12 protein-coding genes are annotated in these 18519 nt (G+C 46.2%); 4 read left to right on the top strand and 8 right to left on the bottom strand.

Annotation, left to right across the window (positions count from 1 at the left end):
* The first annotated feature begins 7 nt into the window (after nt 1–7).
* Nucleotides 8–5212, top strand: a complete 5205-nt coding sequence (locus MiSe_RS17520) for a PAS domain S-box protein (RefSeq protein ID WP_226582664.1) — start codon at nt 8–10, stop codon at nt 5210–5212.
* 290 nt (nt 5213–5502) lie between these two features.
* Here MiSe_RS17520 and glgA read toward each other — a convergent pair whose 3' ends face one another.
* The 4 genes from glgA to mnmG form a co-directional block, all read right to left on the bottom strand.
* Nucleotides 5503–6978 (bottom strand): glycogen synthase GlgA, encoded by a 1476-nt coding sequence (glgA, locus tag MiSe_RS17525; RefSeq protein WP_226582667.1) that lies wholly within the window; start codon nt 6976–6978, stop codon nt 5503–5505.
* Nucleotides 6979–7138: 160 nt separating this feature from the next.
* Nucleotides 7139–7714 carry a TIGR04376 family protein gene (locus MiSe_RS17530; RefSeq protein WP_226582670.1) on the bottom strand — a complete coding sequence of 192 codons (576 nt, stop codon included), beginning with the start codon at nt 7712–7714 and terminating at the stop codon, nt 7139–7141.
* 146 nt (nt 7715–7860) lie between these two features.
* A complete protein-coding gene (locus MiSe_RS17535; RefSeq protein WP_226582673.1) occupies nt 7861–9435 on the bottom strand; it encodes a type II secretion system protein N in 1575 nt (524 codons plus the stop codon).
* 140 nt (nt 9436–9575) lie between these two features.
* Nucleotides 9576–11495, bottom strand: a complete 1920-nt coding sequence (mnmG, locus tag MiSe_RS17540) for a tRNA uridine-5-carboxymethylaminomethyl(34) synthesis enzyme MnmG (protein WP_226582676.1) — start codon at nt 11493–11495, stop codon at nt 9576–9578.
* A 417-nt stretch (nt 11496–11912) separates the two neighbouring features.
* Here mnmG and MiSe_RS17545 point away from each other — a divergent pair, with 417 nt between their 5' ends.
* Entirely contained in the window at nt 11913–12845 is a 933-nt protein-coding gene (locus MiSe_RS17545; RefSeq protein WP_226582678.1) for a glycosyltransferase family 10 domain-containing protein, read from the top strand.
* A gap of 7 nt (nt 12846–12852) precedes the next feature.
* Complete coding sequence (locus MiSe_RS17550) at nt 12853–13764, top strand: hypothetical protein (RefSeq protein WP_226582680.1); 912 nt, start codon at nt 12853–12855, stop codon at nt 13762–13764.
* A gap of 86 nt (nt 13765–13850) precedes the next feature.
* Here the strand turns inward: MiSe_RS17550 and nrdR are convergent, their stop codons facing one another.
* From nrdR to MiSe_RS17570, 4 genes are all read right to left on the bottom strand, one after another.
* Nucleotides 13851–14414 carry a transcriptional regulator NrdR gene (gene nrdR / locus MiSe_RS17555; protein WP_226582682.1) on the bottom strand — a complete coding sequence of 188 codons (564 nt, stop codon included), beginning with the start codon at nt 14412–14414 and terminating at the stop codon, nt 13851–13853.
* Between the two features lie 382 nt (nt 14415–14796).
* Complete coding sequence (locus MiSe_RS17560; RefSeq protein ID WP_226582684.1) at nt 14797–14892, bottom strand: photosystem II reaction center protein T; 96 nt, start codon at nt 14890–14892, stop codon at nt 14797–14799.
* A gap of 128 nt (nt 14893–15020) precedes the next feature.
* Nucleotides 15021–16556 (bottom strand): photosystem II chlorophyll-binding protein CP47, encoded by a 1536-nt coding sequence (gene psbB, locus MiSe_RS17565; RefSeq protein ID WP_226582686.1) that lies wholly within the window; start codon nt 16554–16556, stop codon nt 15021–15023.
* Nucleotides 16557–17140: 584 nt separating this feature from the next.
* Nucleotides 17141–17476, bottom strand: coding sequence for a hypothetical protein (locus tag MiSe_RS17570; protein WP_226582689.1), 336 nt, complete (start codon nt 17474–17476; stop codon nt 17141–17143).
* 312 nt (nt 17477–17788) lie between these two features.
* Here MiSe_RS17570 and MiSe_RS17575 point away from each other — a divergent pair, with 312 nt between their 5' ends.
* A complete protein-coding gene (locus MiSe_RS17575) occupies nt 17789–18481 on the top strand; it encodes a sensor histidine kinase (RefSeq protein ID WP_226582692.1) in 693 nt (230 codons plus the stop codon).
* Nucleotides 18482–18519 lie beyond the last annotated feature (38 nt).

An 18519-nucleotide genomic window follows, 5' to 3' on the forward strand; every position in this document is an offset into this window, starting at 1 on the left:
TTTATAGGTGAATAAAGCTTTTAATAAACTGCCACTGCGAACCGTCTTCATTGTCCCCTTTGTGGTGCAACTAATTGGCACCGTGGGGTTGGTGGGGTATCTCGCGTTTAAAAATGGGCAACAAGACGTCAACGAACTGGCTTTAAAATTACGGCAGGAAATAAGCGATCGCATCGCTCACCAACTCGACGATTTTCTATCCATCCCTCATCAAATTAATCAAATTAATTCGAGTGCGATCGAGTTAGGACTGTTGAACACCTCTGACTTTGAAAGCACGGGGCGCTACTTTTGGAAACAAATGCAAGTGTTTGATGTCGGCTATATTTCCTTTGGCAATACGCAAGGCGAATTTATCGGAGTTGAACGCCTAGAAAATGGTAGCTTGTTAATCAATCAAGTTTCTCGATCTAAACCTGGTAAACTTTACATTTACGCCACAGATAACCAGGGAAATCGCACTAAAATTCTAGGAGTTAAAGACTGGGAACCGCGCAAAGAAGCTTGGTATACCGATGCGGTAAAGGCGGGTAAACCTATCTGGAGTCAAATTTATCAATGGCAAGATCAGCCGGATGTAATCTCTATTTCTGCTAGCTATCCCATCTATAACAAAACGAAAAAAATTAGCGGCGTTCTTAGCATTGACCATCTTCTTTCTCAGATGAGTAATTTTATTGCTCGTATAAAAGTGAGTCGATCGGGAAAGACTTTTATCTTAGAACGTAACGGCTTTCTGGTAGCCAATTCCACAGGGGAACGACCGTTTAGAGTAGTTAACGGCAAAGCAAAGAGAATCAAGGCAATCGATAGTAAAGATGCTTTAATTCGATTGACGACTCAGTATTTAACAGACCATTTTGGTAACCTGAGTAAAATTGATAGAAACCAAAAGCTGGATTTTAAAATTGATTCTGAGCGCCAATTTATCCATGTCACGCCTTGGCGAGATCGGTTAGGTTTGGATTGGCTAATTGTGGTGGTTGTTCCCGAATCAGACTTTATGGAGAAAATTAATGCTAATAATCACACCACGATTGTGCTGTGTATTGCGGCTACATTAGGGTCAATTATTATTGGCATTATTACCGCTAATTGGGTGACAAAACCGATTATACGCCTCAACAATGCAGCGAAAGAAATTGCAATCGGTCAGTGGGATAACCACGTACATATCAACCGGGCAGATGAATTAGGCGAGTTAGCCACATCCTTTAATCAGATGGCAGATCAAATCAAAGCCATATTTCAATCACTCAGGAAAAGCGAAGCAAGATTAGCCAAATTTTTCGAGAGCATTCCCGTAGGAATATCAATTCATAATGACAGCGGTCGCATCGAGGGGATAAATCGAGCCGGAATTGAAATTATTGGTCGAGACATCACTGAGATATTTGCCGAAGATATATCTTCAAACTACCAAGTTTACATTGCTGGCAACGACCAACTTTATCCCATCGAACAATTGCCAAACTTACGCGCTTTAAAAGGAGAAACTGTCTTTACAGAAGATATCGAAATTCATCGAACCGATGGCAAGATTATTCCTTTAGAAGTGCGTAGCATTCCCGTATTCGATGAATCGGGTAATGTTATTTACGCGATTACTACATTTTCTGATATCAGCGATCGCCAGCAAATCGAACAGTTACGGAAAAACTACGAACGCGAGTTAGAACGTGAGGTGAGCGAGCGCACCAAAGCACTACAAAAGAGCGAAGATAGATTTCGACGTTCCTTTGAGGATGCAGCAATTGGAGTTGCATTAGTCGCCCTCGATGGACACTGGCAAAAGGTCAATCCCTCGTTTTGCCAAATGTTGGGCTACAGCGAAGCAGAATTACTTTCTTTAAAGTTCCAGGATATCACCTATCCCGATGATTTAGAGACAGACTTGGAACACTTGCGGCAAATGCTGGCGGGGGAAATTCGCACCTACCAAAGGGAAAAGCGATATTTCCACAAACAAGGTCATGTTGTCTGGGTTTCTTTATCTGTATCCTTGGTGCGGGATGAGGAAGAAGAACCCCTATATTTTATTGCCCAAATTCAAGATATTAGCTCGCGCAAAGTTTTAGAACGAGAAATCGCGCTGAGAGAAGCGCAACTCAATGCTTTCTTTGCCGCTGCTCCTATCGGAATGCTGATCCGAGATCGGCAATTGCGGTGCGTTCAAATTAATCAAGTGATGGCAGATATTAACGGACTACCCGTCGCCGCGCATATTGGTAAAACAATGGGCGAGATTCTGCCGGATTTGGCTGCTGTAGTAGAACCAATACATCAACAGGTACTCGATACAGGCGTTGCGATTATCAACCAAGAAATGAGCGGTGAAATTCCCAGTCAACCGGGTATTTTGCGTCACTGGTTAGTGTCTTCTTTCCCGATTTTCGACCCAGACGGAAAGGCGTCTTATCTGGGAGTTGTTGTGGTGGAAATAAGCGATCGCAAGCAAATCGAAGCCAAACTGCAACAAGCCCAAAGGATTGCCCACATCGGCAGTTGGGAGTACGATGTCGCCACCGAAACAACGACTTGGAGTGAAGAACTTTATCGCATTCACGGGCTTGAACCAAGTAAAATTGCACCTCAAGCAGGTGAATTAATCAATTATATTCATCCTGAAGATCGGGAAACTTATCTCAAACTGATCGAGGAGAAAGTCATTGCCGGACAACCTTTTGAGGCAGATATACGCATTATCCGCCCAGATGGTTCAATCCGTTACGTCGAAACGAGAGGGGAACCTGTCTTCAATAACCAAGGGGAGATAGTTCGTCTGTTTGGTACTACCTTGGATATTAGCGAACGGCAAGCCGCGCTGCGCGAACGCAAACAAGCACAAATAACTCTGCAAAACCATTTAGCAGTGATCGAAGCCGCTACAGAAGGCATTGCTATTCTGAATCAAAATAGTGAATACACCTATCTCAATAAAGCCCATGCCACTATATTTGGCTACAGTGACGCTAGCGAACTAATTGGCAAAACTTGGACAGAACTCTACTATCCGGAAGAAATTAGTCGATTTGAGCGCGATGTTTTTCCCATCCTGTTGGAACAGAAGTGTTGGCAAGGAGAAGCCACTGCTAAAAAAAAGGATGGTACTACATTCGCCGAGGAAGTTTCTCTCACCTTGGTGGAAGGAGGGGGATTGATCTGTGTCTGTCGCGATATTAGCGACAAAAAACGCGCCGAAGCAGCCTTGCAACAACGTCAAAATCAACTGCAAAACCTGGCAGCAGCTACACCAGGATTGATGTTCTCGGCGGTAATGCATCCAGACAATTCTTTTGAATGTGAATATATCAATCGAGCGGTTGAGGAAATTCACGAGGTTACCGCCGAGCAAGTTCTTGAAGATGCAGCAATCCTCTTTGCTCAAATCCATCCAGACGATCGATCTGCTTATGATATTGCGCTCGCGCGCAATGTCAAGACTTTAGACAGGTTCCAGCATGAGTGGCGCATTATCACCCCCTCTGGAAAAATCAAGTGGTTGCAAGCAAACTCTCAACCCGAACGACGAGAAAACGGCGATATTTGTTGGCACGGGATTGTGATGGATATTAGCTCGCGCAAACTTGCAGAAGCCGAACTAGCTCAAGCCAAAGAAAAAGCCGAAGCCGCCAATCGTGCCAAAAGCGAATTCCTGGCAAACATGAGTCACGAAATTCGCACCCCGATGAATGCGATTCTCGGTTTTAGCCATTTGCTACAAGACTTAGTAACAGAGGCGCAGTCGCGTTTTTATTTAAATGCAATTTCTGCTAGCGGTAAAACTTTACTTGCCCTAATTAACGATATCCTCGACCTCTCCAAAATCGAATCAGGAAAACTGCAACTGCGCTACGAACCGCTTAATTTGCAAGTTTTAATTAACGAAATAGTGTATATTTTTTCCCAAAAAGCCGCCGAAAAAAATCTGGCTATCCTCACCGAGATCGCTCCGACTTTACCCCCCAGCATCATTTTCGATGAAGTTCGCCTGCGCCAAATCCTGTTTAACGTTGTTGGTAACGCCCTCAAATTCACCGAAACTGGCTATGTAAGCATTACCCTTAAAAGCCAAACAATCGAAAATCTGCATTCCCAGGCAGGAGCCTGGGAACGAGGCAATCTGCATTCCCAGGCAGGAGCCTGGGAACGAGGCAATCTGCATTCCCAGGCAGGAGTCTGGGAACGAGGCAATCTGCATTCCCAGGCAGGAGCCTGGGAACGAGGCAAAATCCAACTAGAACTCCTCATCGAAGATACGGGAATTGGCATTGCTCCCGAACAACAGGAACGGATTTTTGATGCCTTTATTCAAGCCGAAGGACAAAGCGATCGCAAATACGGCGGGACGGGATTAGGACTCGCCATCACCAAGCGCCTCACAGAAATGATGGGCGGAACCGTTCAATTACAAAGCGAATTAGGTAAAGGTAGCACCTTCCGCTTCATTTTCCCAGACATAAGTTGCGCTGCTTCACCTTGCAATCCATCCGCCCAACCCGAATTAGATTGCAACCTAAATCAATTTCCAACAATGACAATTTTAGTAGTAGATGATGTCCCATCCAACCGCGACTTAATCCAAGGCTATTTTGCCGGAACAAAACACGCACTCTTGATGGCAAAAGATGGAATAGAAGCGATTGAAATAGCGCAACATTACCATCCCGATTTGATTCTTCTAGACTTGCGAATGCCGAATTTAGATGGTTATCAAACCGCACTTTCTCTTAAAAACAATCCTCAAACCCAGTCAATTCCGATTATTATCGTTACCGCTGCCTTTGAACAAGAGCAACAGGTGAGTTCTTTATGCCAAGGATTCTTACGCAAACCCGTCACCCGCTATCAATTAGTTTCCCAGTTCAAAAACCTTTTCCCTCAAGAGTCAGCGCTATCAAACGATAAGATAACTGATGTCCCCTCAACCTCCCCATCCTCACATTCAGAAACAATAAAAAACCTACCAGAACTCCTAGAAAAACTCCGCCAAGAAGAAACACAATGGCAGTCGCTTCGCCAGTCCTTAATTACGCGAGATATTCGTAAATTTATCCAACGCTTGCACGAGTGGGGAACCGAACACCAATGTTCTTTATTACTCGAATATTCCCAAACCCTGCAAACAGCATTAGAAACTTTTGAAATCGAACGCCTCTACAAAGCAATAGATGAATTTCCCCAAATTAAACAAACATTGGAGCAATTTTAGATTTTAGATTTCAGATTTCAGAATGTAGGGTGCTCTCTTACGAGAGTACGGCACCATCAACACTACGAACGTATACAGCGGATTGCTTTCTTAGTGAGGTACAGCCCAAGGGCTTCGTTTGTCAAGCGCGCAGTATTAATGCTGCCCGCACACTGCTGTCAAAGGTGTACCTCATACGGGTGCAATCCGCTGTAAACCCCCCGTCTTTATCCAATATCAATGCCGCCGGACATTAGAGCGGATTTTCGATTGAATTAAATCTGCAATCTGAAATCTGCAATCTGAAATTCTTACTTGTGTCGAATATAGTCGTAAATCCCCACATATTGAAGCCCCGGATTGTTCCAAGAGTAGTCATACTCCATCCCCTGATCGATCAGTTGGCGGAAGTCTTTGGGATTGCGATACCACAAACTAATTGCCCGATCCATTGCCGATTCAATCGCCTGATTATCTGTCTGATAAAATACATAACCATTGCGTTCTTTAGGCTTCTTATCAGCGTCATAGTCCCGGTCGAAAACCGTATTCACAAGACCGCCAACTCCCCGCACAATTGGCACGGTTCCGTATTTCAAACCAATCATTTGCGTTAACCCGCAAGGTTCGTAATTGCTGGGGACGATAATCATATCGGCTCCGGCATAAATTAAGTGGGATAATTCTTCATTAAAGCCCAGCTCTATATGAACGTCCGGGTTATCGTTCAAGTGGTCTTTTTCATGGCGGTACCAAGAATTAATACCCGGTTCTGTAGCCGAGCCTAACAAAACAAACTGCGCTTTTTTACCAAGGGCGTAATAAATAGCGTGATGCACCAGATGCACGCCTTTTTGATCGTCCAAACGACCGATATAGCAAATAATTGGCTTATCGCTATTACCCAGCCAGAGACGCTCCCTTAAAGCTTTCTTGTTCAGCATTTTCCCCTTCAAATTATCCGCACCATAGGGATGGGGAATGTACGAGTCTACTTCCGGATTCCACACATTATAATCGATGCCGTTGAGAACGCCGCCAAACTTATTTTGGTGGATTTCCAAGGTTGGCTGCAACCCACAGCCAATTCCTGAAAAACGAGCTTCCCAGGCATGGTGGGGCGAAACCGTGTTGACAAAATTCGAGTAAACAATTCCGCCTTTCATAAAGTTAATCGCGGTTTTGTCATTGTTATCCAAAAGGCGGCTTTCGTCGTAGTAGTATGCCTCGTTATTCAACCCGGTTGCGTGGAGAACGTTTGCACCTGCAATTCCCTGGTGTTTAAAGTTGTGAATCGTGTAACATACCCGTTGATTCGCCATGCCGTGATATTGATAAATCTCGTAAAGCATGACTGGAACTAAACCAGTTTGCCAGTCGTGACAGTGAATCACATCGGGACGCTTGTTTGTTTTGAGCAGAAATTCCAAAGCCGCCTTGCTAAAAAAAGCAAAGCGCATGTGTTCGTCCAAGCAACCGTAATAACAACCCCGATTGAAGAAATTATCGCTAGAGCGGGGTTCGATAAAAAAGCATAACAGTCCGTGTACCCAGCCGCAATAGACATCGCAGCGAATCGCCCCGTTAAACCAAGGTACTTCTAAATCGCGATAGGCTTCGTGGAGTCCCCAAATATGGTCGTACCTCATGCAATCGTACTTTGGTAGAATAATCTCTACCCCATGTCCCCGAACCTGTAACTCCCGACTCAGTCCAAAAACAACATCGCCCAACCCTCCAGCTTTAATAACTGGAGCGCATTCAGACGCAATTTGTACGATGTACATTGTGACCCCTCACCGATTAGTATCCTCATCTTTAAAAAAGATTACAATTTTCTGGCAAAGATGAGAAACACCCCAGCGGCTTTATTTTGTTGTTGGGCTTTTAGGCAAATCCTGGAGCATTAGCCATTAGCCATTAGCCATTAGCATAAAAATTGCACATCTACCGCCCCATATTCCGCTTCATTTGGTCTAACTCTTCCTGCGCTTCCCAGCGTTTAAATTTGTCTTCCAAAGAGTCTGGCCCGGTGAAAGGTTTATAATTACCCTTGTTCCAACCTGCTGTTTCCCCGCTTTGCTCGGTTTTAGGGTTGGATCGCGCTGCGGCAACTTCAGCGGCTTTAGTGCGTACTTCCTGCCGCCTTTGCTGTATTTGATTTTGCAATTCTTTTGCTTTTTGGATTCGCGCTTTAATCCCTTGCATCTGTCCCCAAAGCTGGTTACCTTTCCGCAGTAAAGTTGCTTCGTACTCTTCGGCAGGTTTAACCAAATCCATTCTATTAGCTGCTTTGGCTTTCTCTATCCGGATATGCCAGCGCTGGATTTCTTGAGCGGTAGAGAGAATTTCATCTTGTAACTTTTTCTCTTGCAACTGTGAATCTGCAATCAGTCGCAGGGTGCCTTCTTCTTGTTCCCGCAGCTGTTCTTCTAGCGCTTGTAATTCTAGATGCGGGTTCTTCCGCATAAATTCTTCCAAGCGTGTCTCTAAAAATCGGCTGAAATCTTCAAATAAACCCACGGTTTTCAACTCCCCTGCTGGTCGTTAGCGTTCCCAACATGCTGGCTCACTTTCATCATAGGTCAAGCGATCGCGTCGTAGCCGGAATTTCCCTTCCACCGCGCGAACACTTGACTATTTCCCTCTTTTATGCTTCCCAGACTCGATTAGAACTCTTGTCCTGAGTAAATCGAGCGCACTTCGCCGTTGCGGCGGATAACTGCTTCCCCGTTGGTGATTTCCACCAAACTCCATCCGCTAGAGCTAATGCTTTCGCCCACACTCACCCGGCGCGTCACGCCGTTGACTTCAAACAGGGCGGCATCTTTAGAGCTATCCTCTGCTTTGAACACCCCCCTGAGAACGTGCCGAATAGCAGGTTGAGGCGCAGCTGCCTGGGTAGACTCGGCTCGCCTTGTTGGTTGTACTGCAGAAGGAGTTGCTGCACTGGTAGAAGCCGGTGCTGGCACGGCGGCTGGCGCTGCTACCGTCGCTCTCGGGGATGGGGATGGGGCGGGGGCGGCAGGCGCTGCTACCGTCGCTCTCGGGGATGGGGATGGGGCGGGGGCGGGACGCCACGCGGCTATCGAGGGTCTGGGGGATGGTGCGGGGGCGGGACGCGAGGCTACCGTTGACCGTGGGACGGGGTCTGGCATGGGGGAACGGGAGGTAACCATTTCCTGGGGCAATGGTGGCCCTAGTTTTACCCCAAGTGCCTTTGGTTGAGGGCCTTGGACTGGGATGGCGGGACGGGAGGTTTTGATCTCCGGTCGAGACATGGGGGATGGGGCGGCTGGGCGAGGCTTTGGTGCTGGGGTAGCTTGGGGAGATGGCGCTGGGGCAGCAACGGGAGTCCTTGGTGCCAGGTTCGCACCAGCGGCGGTCACTGGGGCAGCAACGCGAGTCCTTGGTGCCAGGTTCGCACCAGCGGCGGTCACTGGGGCAGCAACGCGCGCCCGCGCAGCGTTAGCACCAGAGGCAGCCCCTGGGGCAGCCGGACGATTCCTTGGTGCTGGACTAGGTTGGGGGGATGGCGCTGGCTGTACAACAGTAGGATCGATGTAGACAGTCTGGACTCGTGGCGCAGATGGGATGTAAAATCGCTGAACGCTTTGGGGGCGATCGGACAAGGCTGGCAGCGTTCCGGGAAAGGGAACCGGAATTTGAGCGTTAGCGACTTGCGGTGCGGCTTGGGGGGCGGCTTCTGGTTGAGGCGCTGCTGATTGTTGGTCGAACCTGTCGAGCGATCGCTGCATATAATCCATAAACTGGCTATCTGCGGGCGATACTGTTTTCTGCGCCACTGACTTTGACGGCGCGTCAGTCCCAAGCAACCCATTTAACCTACCAGAACTTGCCAGCCACAACAGCAAGGTAATTCCCAAGGAAGTACAAGCCGCAACCAATAGCAATTTTTCAAACGAATTACCCGATTTTTCCGGTTTTTCGGCTTTTTCAGGCGCGGGCGGTTCTGCTTCTAGTGGACGCGCCTGCATCGTCGGTGGCATGTTGATTCTAGGCACCGCAATCTGCTGCATCGTCACATATTCTGGTTCGGCGGGTTCGCTTCTGAGTTCGCCGCCACTTTTGAGCATCGTGTCAACTTCTGCAAATACATCATCCATTAAGCGGTCGGCGGCGGCGTCCATCGACCAAGGTTGGCTCTTCATATCTTCGCTCAACGGCTTGAGGGCAACTCGGCTATTCCTCACATCTAAAGACATATATTGCTCGCTTTTCAAAGTTGCTGCATCTAATTTAGGACTACTTTTGCGATTCTGAACCCGGTTGCAACTGGTGATACAAAACTTAAGCTAGAACCCAATTGCAACGATCAGGTTCTAGCTTATGATAATTCGCCCAGCTAAGGAAGCCAGCCAATTTAGACGAAGGCAGCGGATTCGTTGGCGCTAGGCTGACGGGAACGCATTTCCAAATACACTATCAATGCATTCACATCTGCCGGATTCACCCCTCCTATCCGCGCTGCTTGACCAATTGTCAGCGGTCTTACCTTGGCCAGTTTTTCGCGGGATTCCTTCGACAGGGTGGAAATTGACGCATAATCCAGGTCTGGCGACAGTTTGCGATGTTCCTGACGCGCAATTAAATCGATTTGCTGTTGCTGGCGATGGATATAGCCAGAATATTTAATATCGATTTCTGCGCCTTCTTTTTCTACCCGGTCGAGGTCGGGGTTGCCCAAACCGTATCGGTCTAAATCGATATAGTGGAAACCGGGACGGCGCAATAGTTCTGCCAGGGTAATCGAACCTTTGATTGCTTGCTGGGTGTTTTGCGCGATCGCCACTCCCACTTCATCATGTTCTTTCACCCGCATCTGTTGCAACCGCTGTTTCTCCGCTGCAATATTCGCCTGTTTCCGGCTATACATTTCCCACCGTCGGTCATCAATTAACCCAATTTCCCGCCCCAATGGCGTTAGCCTCTGGTCTGCATTATCCGACCGCAATAACAACCGATACTCCGACCTCGAAGTCAGCATCCGGTAAGGTTCGCGCAAATCTTTCGTACACAGGTCATCTACCAGCGTCCCGATGTAACTTTCTTCACGGGCAAAGATTACCATTTCCTGTCCGCGAACAAACCGCGCCGCATTAATTCCGGCTACGATTCCCTGTGCCGCAGCTTCTTCGTATCCAGTAGTACCGTTAATTTGCCCCCCACAGAACAACCCTTCAACTTTCTTAGTCATCATTGTGGGATAGCACTGAGTCGCGGGTAAATAATCATACTCAACCGCATAAGCCGGACGCAGCATGACGCAGTTTTCCATACCGGGAAGACTCCGCAGCAAAAGCAACTGCAAGTTTTCTGGCAATCCGGTAGAAAACCCTTGGATATACAATTCCGGAATATCCCGACCTTCTGGTTCGATAAAAATTTGGTGGCTTTCCTTATCGGTAAAGCGGACAATTTTATCTTCAATGCTGGGACAATAACGCGGACCTTTCGCATCCACCCAGCCGCCGTATACTGGCGACAAGTGCAAATTTTCCCGAATTAGGCGGTGAGTTTCTGCGGTAGTGCGGGTGAGATAGCAGCACATTTGTTCCCTTTCCACCCAAACTTCGGGGTCGAAACTGAACCAGCGCACCTCTGCATCCCCTGGTTGGGGTTCCATCTTACTGTAATCTACAGACCGCTTATCCACCCGCGCCGGAGTTCCCGTCTTCAAGCGTCCAGTTTCAAAACCCAGCCGATTTAAAGTATCCGTCAAACCAACAGCAGCGAATTCCCCCGCACGTCCAGCGGACATGGATTTATTCCCCACCCAAATACGACCGCCCAAAAACGTGCCAGTTGTCAGAATTACAGCCTTGCAGCCAAACGCCACACCAAAATAAGTTTCGACGCCGATAATCTCATCATTCGCACCCAGCACCAAATCGGTCACCATGCTTTCGCGGATGCTGAGATTTTCCTGATTTTCGACAATTCCCTTCATTACAGCGGCGTATTCGCGCTTATCCGTCTGCGCGCGCAACGCCCAAACCGCAGGCCCTCTGGAAGAGTTTAAAATCCGCTTTTGTAGATAGGTGCGGTCAGCCATTTTGCCGATTTCCCCACCCAGGGCATCGACCTCGTGGGTCAATTGCGACTTCGCTGGGCCACCCACCGCCGGGTTACAAGGTTGCCAAGCAATTTTATCCAGATTTAGTGTCAGCAGCAGGGTACGACAACCGAGTCGTGCAGTCGCGAGTGCGGCTTCGCAGCCAGAGTGACCTGCACCTACTACGATGACATCAAATTCGTCTTGGAATTCTACTGAAGTGTGCATGGTCGTGGGTTAGGGCAAGATGCAGCAAGGACTCTTGATAATTTTAGCGGTTAGGCTGCAATCAGCGGCTTTGCTTTCTCAGGGACGGATTGCCAAAAATCCAGGAAATTGCTATTACTCTCTTTAAATATGTTAGGTAAATTGTAATTTTTTCATTAAGATCTATAGATAGGGTAGCCATAATACTGGGAAACAGTATAACATATAATCAAATAGAGCTTAAGCTCTCTTTACAATTGATTGCAGTCTCTAATGAGTTGATTAGGGTTGATTTTAAAACTGCGATAAGCTAGTGTGCATCTACAATTGATAGTTGGGATACGCAACAGGTAACACAAAGGAATTTAGGATGATTTTCTCTTGTTTACCCAGATAAAATTTAAATGCGTAAAGCTTATTAACAGGATAGTTGGACAAATGATAAAAATACTAAAAGTGGGGGATATGTCATTCACTCCCTTCAGTAACAAAGAAGACATTAAATTTTTGAATGACAAAGGCATTAGCGTCATCGATAATCTAGATTGCGATCTGTTTGTTGCTTCTAAAAGTTATGCGCTAAGTCGGATTAGATACAGGTTTGGCTCCAAGAAAAAATACCTTGTGTGGACAAGCGAACCCAGGAAAGATCCCAACTTTAAAAATAAAATTGATGGATTCTTCTGGATTCCAGAAATCCATATCATGAACGCCTATACCGGAGACATATATTTAAATAATTATACCTTTCCATTTACAGACGACTTTTTCAAAAACTACTGGGAAATTGACGAGTTAGAGCTTTTAAATGAAGATAACTTTCCCAACTTCAAGCACAAAAAAGTAGCAGCGATGATGGTTTATAGAAACGCTCAAAAAAAATGGAGCTTTAAAAAAGAAGGTAGGGAACTCGATTTATGCTATTTGAGAACTCAAATAGCATTAGAAGGTTATAAACAAAATAAAGTAGATGTTTACGGTCAGGACTGGCCAAAAGGTATATCAATAGAAAACTCTAGGGGGGGAGATTGGCAACAAGCAAAAGCTAAAGTAATGCGAAATTATCATTTTAATCTGTGTTTTGAAAATACTAATTCAGACTATTATTGCAGTGAAAAAATATGGGATAGCATTCGATATGGATGCTTGCCGATATACTATGGTGAGGGAAATAAAATATACGAAGATTTCCCAAAAAATAGCTTTTTAGACTATTGCGATTTTAAGAGTCCCGAAAAGCTTTTTAAGTATATTGATGCAATGGATGTTAAGGAATTTCGGGAGCGGATGAATATTTGTATCAGCGTATTTAATCAAGTTAGAAAGAAAGTAAAACTTTCTAATCATTATAAAAATAGTAAAAAAAATTGAATATATCATGAAAAAAAAACACAATCAGGAGTTAAAAATGGCACAACAAATATCAAAAAATTTTTGTTTTGCAACATTAGCCGTGGGTCAAACATACCGAAATATAGCTTTGCTATTGGCGAAAGATATAGAAAAATATTCGCCCAAAACGCCTTTTTTAGTTTTAACAGACAATCCCAAAAGTTTTAGAGGTCAAACGAATGTTATTGCTGTTAAACATCGACAGTATTTTTATTGTGACAACGATAAAAAGTTTCTGATTGAAAAAGCATTATCTATGTTTGAATCTTGCATATGTATTGATGCAGATATGCGGATATTAGCGCCAATTCCGGAAGACTTAAAATGGTTACCAGGAATAACAGCCAGAAGTTGTGCCAGTCTGGTGAAACACAATCAAATAATGATTAACAAGGGTGAAATACCTAGACCAAGTAAGGTTAGAGACTTTGATTACATTAAAAAGATGGCGCAAAAACTGGATTTAAATATAGAAAATGAAGATATCACTTTTATCTATGAAAACTTGTTTGTAGTCACGAAAGATTCTGGGAAAGAAGTTGAGTTTCTCAAACTATGTGAAATGATTTCACGTTATTTTGATGTTCATGGAGTCTACATAGGGGTTGGCAGTGCAATGGGATTAGCCGCTGCTAAAGTAGGGCTACCAGTAAGACACGATGTTATGCCAGGGGTTTGTTATTTTGATGACAGAATAGAACAAGTAAAAATCTCCAAGGGTCAAGCAGATCCGCAGGAAACTTTAATCTACTTTAAACAGTTAAAAGCACTCAAAAATCCCAAACGCTCAGCTGTAGAAAAACTGGCAACTAAGCTGTTCAGTAAACTCGATCAATTCTATCGTGCAGGCAAGATCAAGATTGATACGTTGAAAAACGTACAATTTTATCAAGATTGAAAAAGTATGCAGCGGCGGAGCCAAAAAGCCTTTAAAAACAGCGATCGCATCCTCAATCAGCGGGAAATTCTCCAAATTGAGTATATTTAAGAATGAGCCATCATCGAAGCCTCTGTTTCCCGTCGATCGGAATCCTCTGCGGACTGTTCTAAATTTGTAGCAATCTCTATCGCAGTTTCTCGATCATCGGTTTTATCGCCATTATTTTGCAGATGATCTAACGTATCGACAAAATCTCTAATCCCCTGGAATTTACGATAAACAGAAGCGAAGCGCACGTAAGCCACTTCAGAAAGAGATTGCAGCTTCTCAAGTACAATTTCCCCAATTTCATTGCTGGTAACTTCGCGCAAAGCGCGTTGCTGGAGAAGTGATTCAACCTCATCTACAATCGCTGCGAGTCGCATTTGCCCAATTCCGGTTTTTTCACAAGCTCGCACAATACCGCGCAGCAATTTAGAGCGGTCAAAAGATTCTCGCCTCCCATCCCGCTTCACAACAGTTATGGACACAAATTCAATTCGCTCGTAAGTCGTAAAGCGATGCTTGCACTGTAAACATTCTCTTCGGCGGCGGATACTTTGTCCCGCTTCTGCGGAACGGGATTCGAGGACGCGATTTTCTGGATGCTGGCAGAAAGGACACTTCATGGTGTCAAAATCCTTGTGAGTCAGTATTCAGCCAAGTCTAGTCAATAGTCATTAGTTACCTATTGCCAATCAACAATTGACTCTCGACCCAAGACTAAGGACTATTGACTTTTTAGCTAAAAAAGCGAAAGCCAACTGTTACCTTTTTATCTGGTCAACCAGCGATTCTCCTTCGGGAGAGGCGCGATCTCGCCAAATAGGTTACAGCGGCTTTTGCTATTGAACGGTTGCACGCAGCAACAGAGAAGATCAAATAGGACTTACGCACCAAGATCTTAGAAACCGGGTTTGTTGCTGCGATCTCTGATTGCCAAACCGACGATTTTTCATAGAAACCCGGTTTCTTTGCCTACGCAGCAACAGAGAAGATCAAATTTGCTAGTTACTTCTCGATGCGAGGGGGTTCGCGGAAGGCAATAGCAAAGAAAAGAACACCCAGCGTTAACGCTAGGATCAAAATGTAAGCAAAGCTTTCCATATCAAAAATTCCTGACTATCCAGCCAACTATCAGTCTACCAAGGAGAAAGCAAGGTCTAACAAAATGACCGAGTAAATTTCTACCAAAGTCATCTTCAGACCTTGCTTTGCCAGATTACAACCTTTGGTTAAATAGGTTCCTTGCGGCGGGTGGTCTTGTCACCCAATTTCTGGAAGAAGCCCCATTCGACTTGTTCTTCCGACAGTTCTGGGTCGATACCGGCAAACACATCGCGGAACAGAGTCCGAGAACCGTGCCAAATATGACCGAAGAAGAACAACAAGGCGAAGCAAGCATGTCCGAAGGTGAACCAACCGCGAGTGCTGGTACGGAATACCCCGTCAGACCCTAAGGTTTCCCGGTCAAACTCAATGATTTCTCCCAATTGAGCTTTACGAGCATACTTCTTCACATCTGCCGGGTCGGTGAAGGTTTGACCGTCGAGAGAGCCACCGTAGAAGCTAACCTTGACGCCAGTTTGCTCGAAGCTGTACCTAGATTCTGCCCGACGGAAGGGAAGGTCAGCGCGAACAATTCCATCGCTATCGGTCAGGATAACCGGGAAGGTTTCAAAGAAGTTGGGCATCCGGCGCACGGTCAATTCCCGACCTTCGCCATCGGTGAACACCGCGTGACCCAGCCATCCTTGTGGAATGCCGTCCCCATTGTTCATCGGTCCGACGCGGAACAGACCGCCTTTAGCAGGGCTGTTGCCTACATAGTCATAGAATGCCAGTTTTTCTGGAATTGCCGACCAAGCTTCCGAAAGGCTGGCACCTTCATCCAGACTTGCTTGGACGCGGCGGTTAATTTCTTGTTTGAAATAACCTTGGTCCCATTGATAGCGGGTGGGGCCAAACAGTTCGATGGGGGTAGCAGCATTGCCGTACCACATCGTACCGGCAACTACGAAAGCGGCGAAAAATACCGCAGCGATACTGCTAGAAAGTACGGTTTCGATATTCCCCATCCGCAGCGCTTTGTAGAGGCGTTCCGGTGGGCGAACGGTCAAGTGGAATAAGCCAGCAATGATGCCAACGATACCCGCAGCAATGTGGTGAGCGACGATGCCACCGGGGTTGAAGGGGTTAAAGCCAGCAGGTCCCCATTCCGGTGCTACAGGTTGGACGTGACCCGTCAACCCATAGGGGTCGGAAATCCACATCCCAGGACCGAACAAGCCGGTTTGGTGGAATGCCCCGAAACCAAAGCAGAGAAGACCAGATAAGAACAAGTGAATGCCAAACATCTTTGGCAAGTCCAGCGCCGGTTCGCCGGTGCGGGGGTCTCTGAAGAGTTCCAGATCCCAGTAAACCCAGTGCCATACGGCTGCTAGGAACAGCAAACCGGAAAGGGCGATGTGAGCGGCGGCAACGCCTTCAAACGACCAGTACCCCGGATCGATCGTTGTTTTACCGGGGACGACGCTCCAACCAGCCCAAGAATCTGTTACGCCCAAGCGAGCCATGAAGGGCATGACGAACATGCCTTGACGCCACATCGGGTTCAATACTGGATCGCTGGGGTCATAAATAGCCAGTTCGTACAGTGCCATCGAACCGGCCCATCCTGCCACGAGGGCAGTATGCATTAGGTGTACAGATATCAATCGGCCTGGGTCATTCAGGACGACTGTATGTACTCGGTACCAAGGTAGTCCCATTGACTACGCTCCTCCTCGATTGGTGGTGTTAGTTCGACGAACTTTTGTGCTGTTTGTTAAAGTTTTAGATCTTGTATCTGTCCACTGAATGTCCTTACCGGGCTTGGCTTGGAACGCTGTGGGCAGTTTAACAGTGCCTTTAACAAAATTAGAGTGTTTAAAGAAGTGTAACTATTGATAGAACCTAATGCAAGCAGTTTGAGCAGATGGAGCATTGGGAATTGCGGCTTGGGCAGCAAGCAACCGATGGGAAACACAAAGGTTTTCGGCTTCAGTATGAAATTTCCTGGTTCCTGCCTGATTCTTTATATTTCTTTACCCGCCCTGGGCGCCCGCTTGCCCGCTGGTTTGTAGTGGCGCAAGGACGCCCCAAAACCCCGATATCGGCTTCTCAGTCAGGACTTACGCAAAGAAACCCGGTTTCTACGCAAAATCATTGGGAAAGGAAACTCGAGATCGACGAAGAAACCGGGTTTCTGGCCTCGTCGCTGATACTTAACCGGGTAAGGTTGCTCGATAACCAGGAATTCTCATCAGTAATGATGGGAATCCCCACCCTCGCGCCAGCTTCTGCGGGGAGGATGTCACAAAACTACAGATTGTATGTTCACCAACTGGCAGGTAGCTTCTGCTGCCCCTAGTCGATCAAGTACCTGGTCACCCGTAATCAGCCGTTTCAGTATCACATGACTGATACTTTGAGCAGCTTGACTCACTTGGTTGGGGTCGATGGGCTTGACTTCCACGGTTAAAATAGCGTCTTCTACGCGATAAAGCCATAAAATCTCGTTTTTTTCTACCAGACAAAGGTTCAAGCGCCGAATATTGGGTTGGCGTCGCCAAGCGATTTCGTTCCACAGGCCATCGGATGACCAGACTCTGCTGACAGCCCATCCCTCAGAAAGAAAAAAATATTTCACAGATTTGTTTTTGCAACTGTGCCTTTCAGCAATTATTACATCCGCGATCGCACCCCAACTCGACCGCTTCCGCTTTTATATCACGTTCAGCCTGTTTTGCGCGATCGCTTCTCCATCCTCCTGAGATACCTTAAGTCTTTTTTTATACCCTCAACCTCTTTTATATGCCTTTTTTACGGCAAAAATCTGGTATTTTTACTGTTTCTGGCAGTTTATTCTTTAATATACGGTAGAAAGGTTTATTCCTAACCAGCCACGCTGGCATAGGGTCATATTCAATACCACCAGGGTGCAAACCGCGTTTCACAGATCATGCAAAACTTTAAAACCGATTCCGCAATTACTTGGCATAATCTCCTGGAGGAGAAGATCGGCTCGTCTGAAGCGAAGATGCGTGCAGTGCTTGAGGCGATGACCGATCTCGTGCTGATCGTAAATACGACTAGCAGCGAACTCGAAAGTTTAGAAATTATCCCAACTAATTTAATTGTTTTAAATCAACACCGCGCGGATTTAATCAGCCAAATAGTAGAACAATTTTTTCAGGATCGGACGGCTAATACCTGGTTGGATAAAGTGAGGCAGGCAATAGAAAAACAGCAAATACTCCAATTTGACTACAGTTTAAGTCAGCGTGAAGAAATTTGGTTTACCGTTAGGATTACTCCAATTTCAGATAATTCAGCGCTTTGGGTGGCGCGGGATATCAGCGATCGCAAGCAAGCAGAAGCCGCTTTGCAACAAAGCGAACTGCAAGTTATAGAAAAGGCGCAACAGCTAGAACTAACTGTCGAGCAATTAAAACGTAGCCAATCTCAGTTAGTTCTGACTGAAAAAATGGCTAGTTTGGGTCAGGTAGTTGCGGGAATTGCCCACGAAATCAACAATCCTACCAGTTTGATCTACTGCAATATCGACCCAGCAACTAACTATGCTCAAGATTTACTCGGTTTGGTGGAATTATATCGCCGAAATTACCCTCAACACAAAAGTGCAGACTGGTAGGGTGGGTTATCAGTGGAGTACGGCACCGAAAGCTTGTG

Source organism: Microseira wollei NIES-4236, from assembly GCF_020521235.1.
Lineage (GTDB): Bacteria > Cyanobacteriota > Cyanobacteriia > Cyanobacteriales > Aerosakkonemataceae > Microseira > Microseira wollei.

What these genes read in the sequence shown, in the direction of transcription:
- glgA (WP_226582667.1), bottom strand. Translation starts at nt 6,978, where the DNA reads ATGTACATCGTACAAATTGCGTCTGAATGCGCTCCAGTTATTAAAGCT.
- mnmG (WP_226582676.1), bottom strand. Translation starts at nt 11,495, where the DNA reads ATGCACACTTCAGTAGAATTCCAAGACGAATTTGATGTCATCGTAGTA.
- MiSe_RS17545 (WP_226582678.1), top strand. Translation starts at nt 11,913, where the DNA reads ATGATAAAAATACTAAAAGTGGGGGATATGTCATTCACTCCCTTCAGT.
- MiSe_RS17550 (WP_226582680.1), top strand. Translation starts at nt 12,853, where the DNA reads ATGAAAAAAAAACACAATCAGGAGTTAAAAATGGCACAACAAATATCA.
- nrdR (WP_226582682.1), bottom strand. Translation starts at nt 14,414, where the DNA reads ATGAAGTGTCCTTTCTGCCAGCATCCAGAAAATCGCGTCCTCGAATCC.
- MiSe_RS17560 (WP_226582684.1), bottom strand. Translation starts at nt 14,892, where the DNA reads ATGGAAAGCTTTGCTTACATTTTGATCCTAGCGTTAACGCTGGGTGTT.
- psbB (WP_226582686.1), bottom strand. Translation starts at nt 16,556, where the DNA reads ATGGGACTACCTTGGTACCGAGTACATACAGTCGTCCTGAATGACCCA.
- MiSe_RS17575 (WP_226582692.1), top strand. Translation starts at nt 17,789, where the DNA reads ATGCAAAACTTTAAAACCGATTCCGCAATTACTTGGCATAATCTCCTG.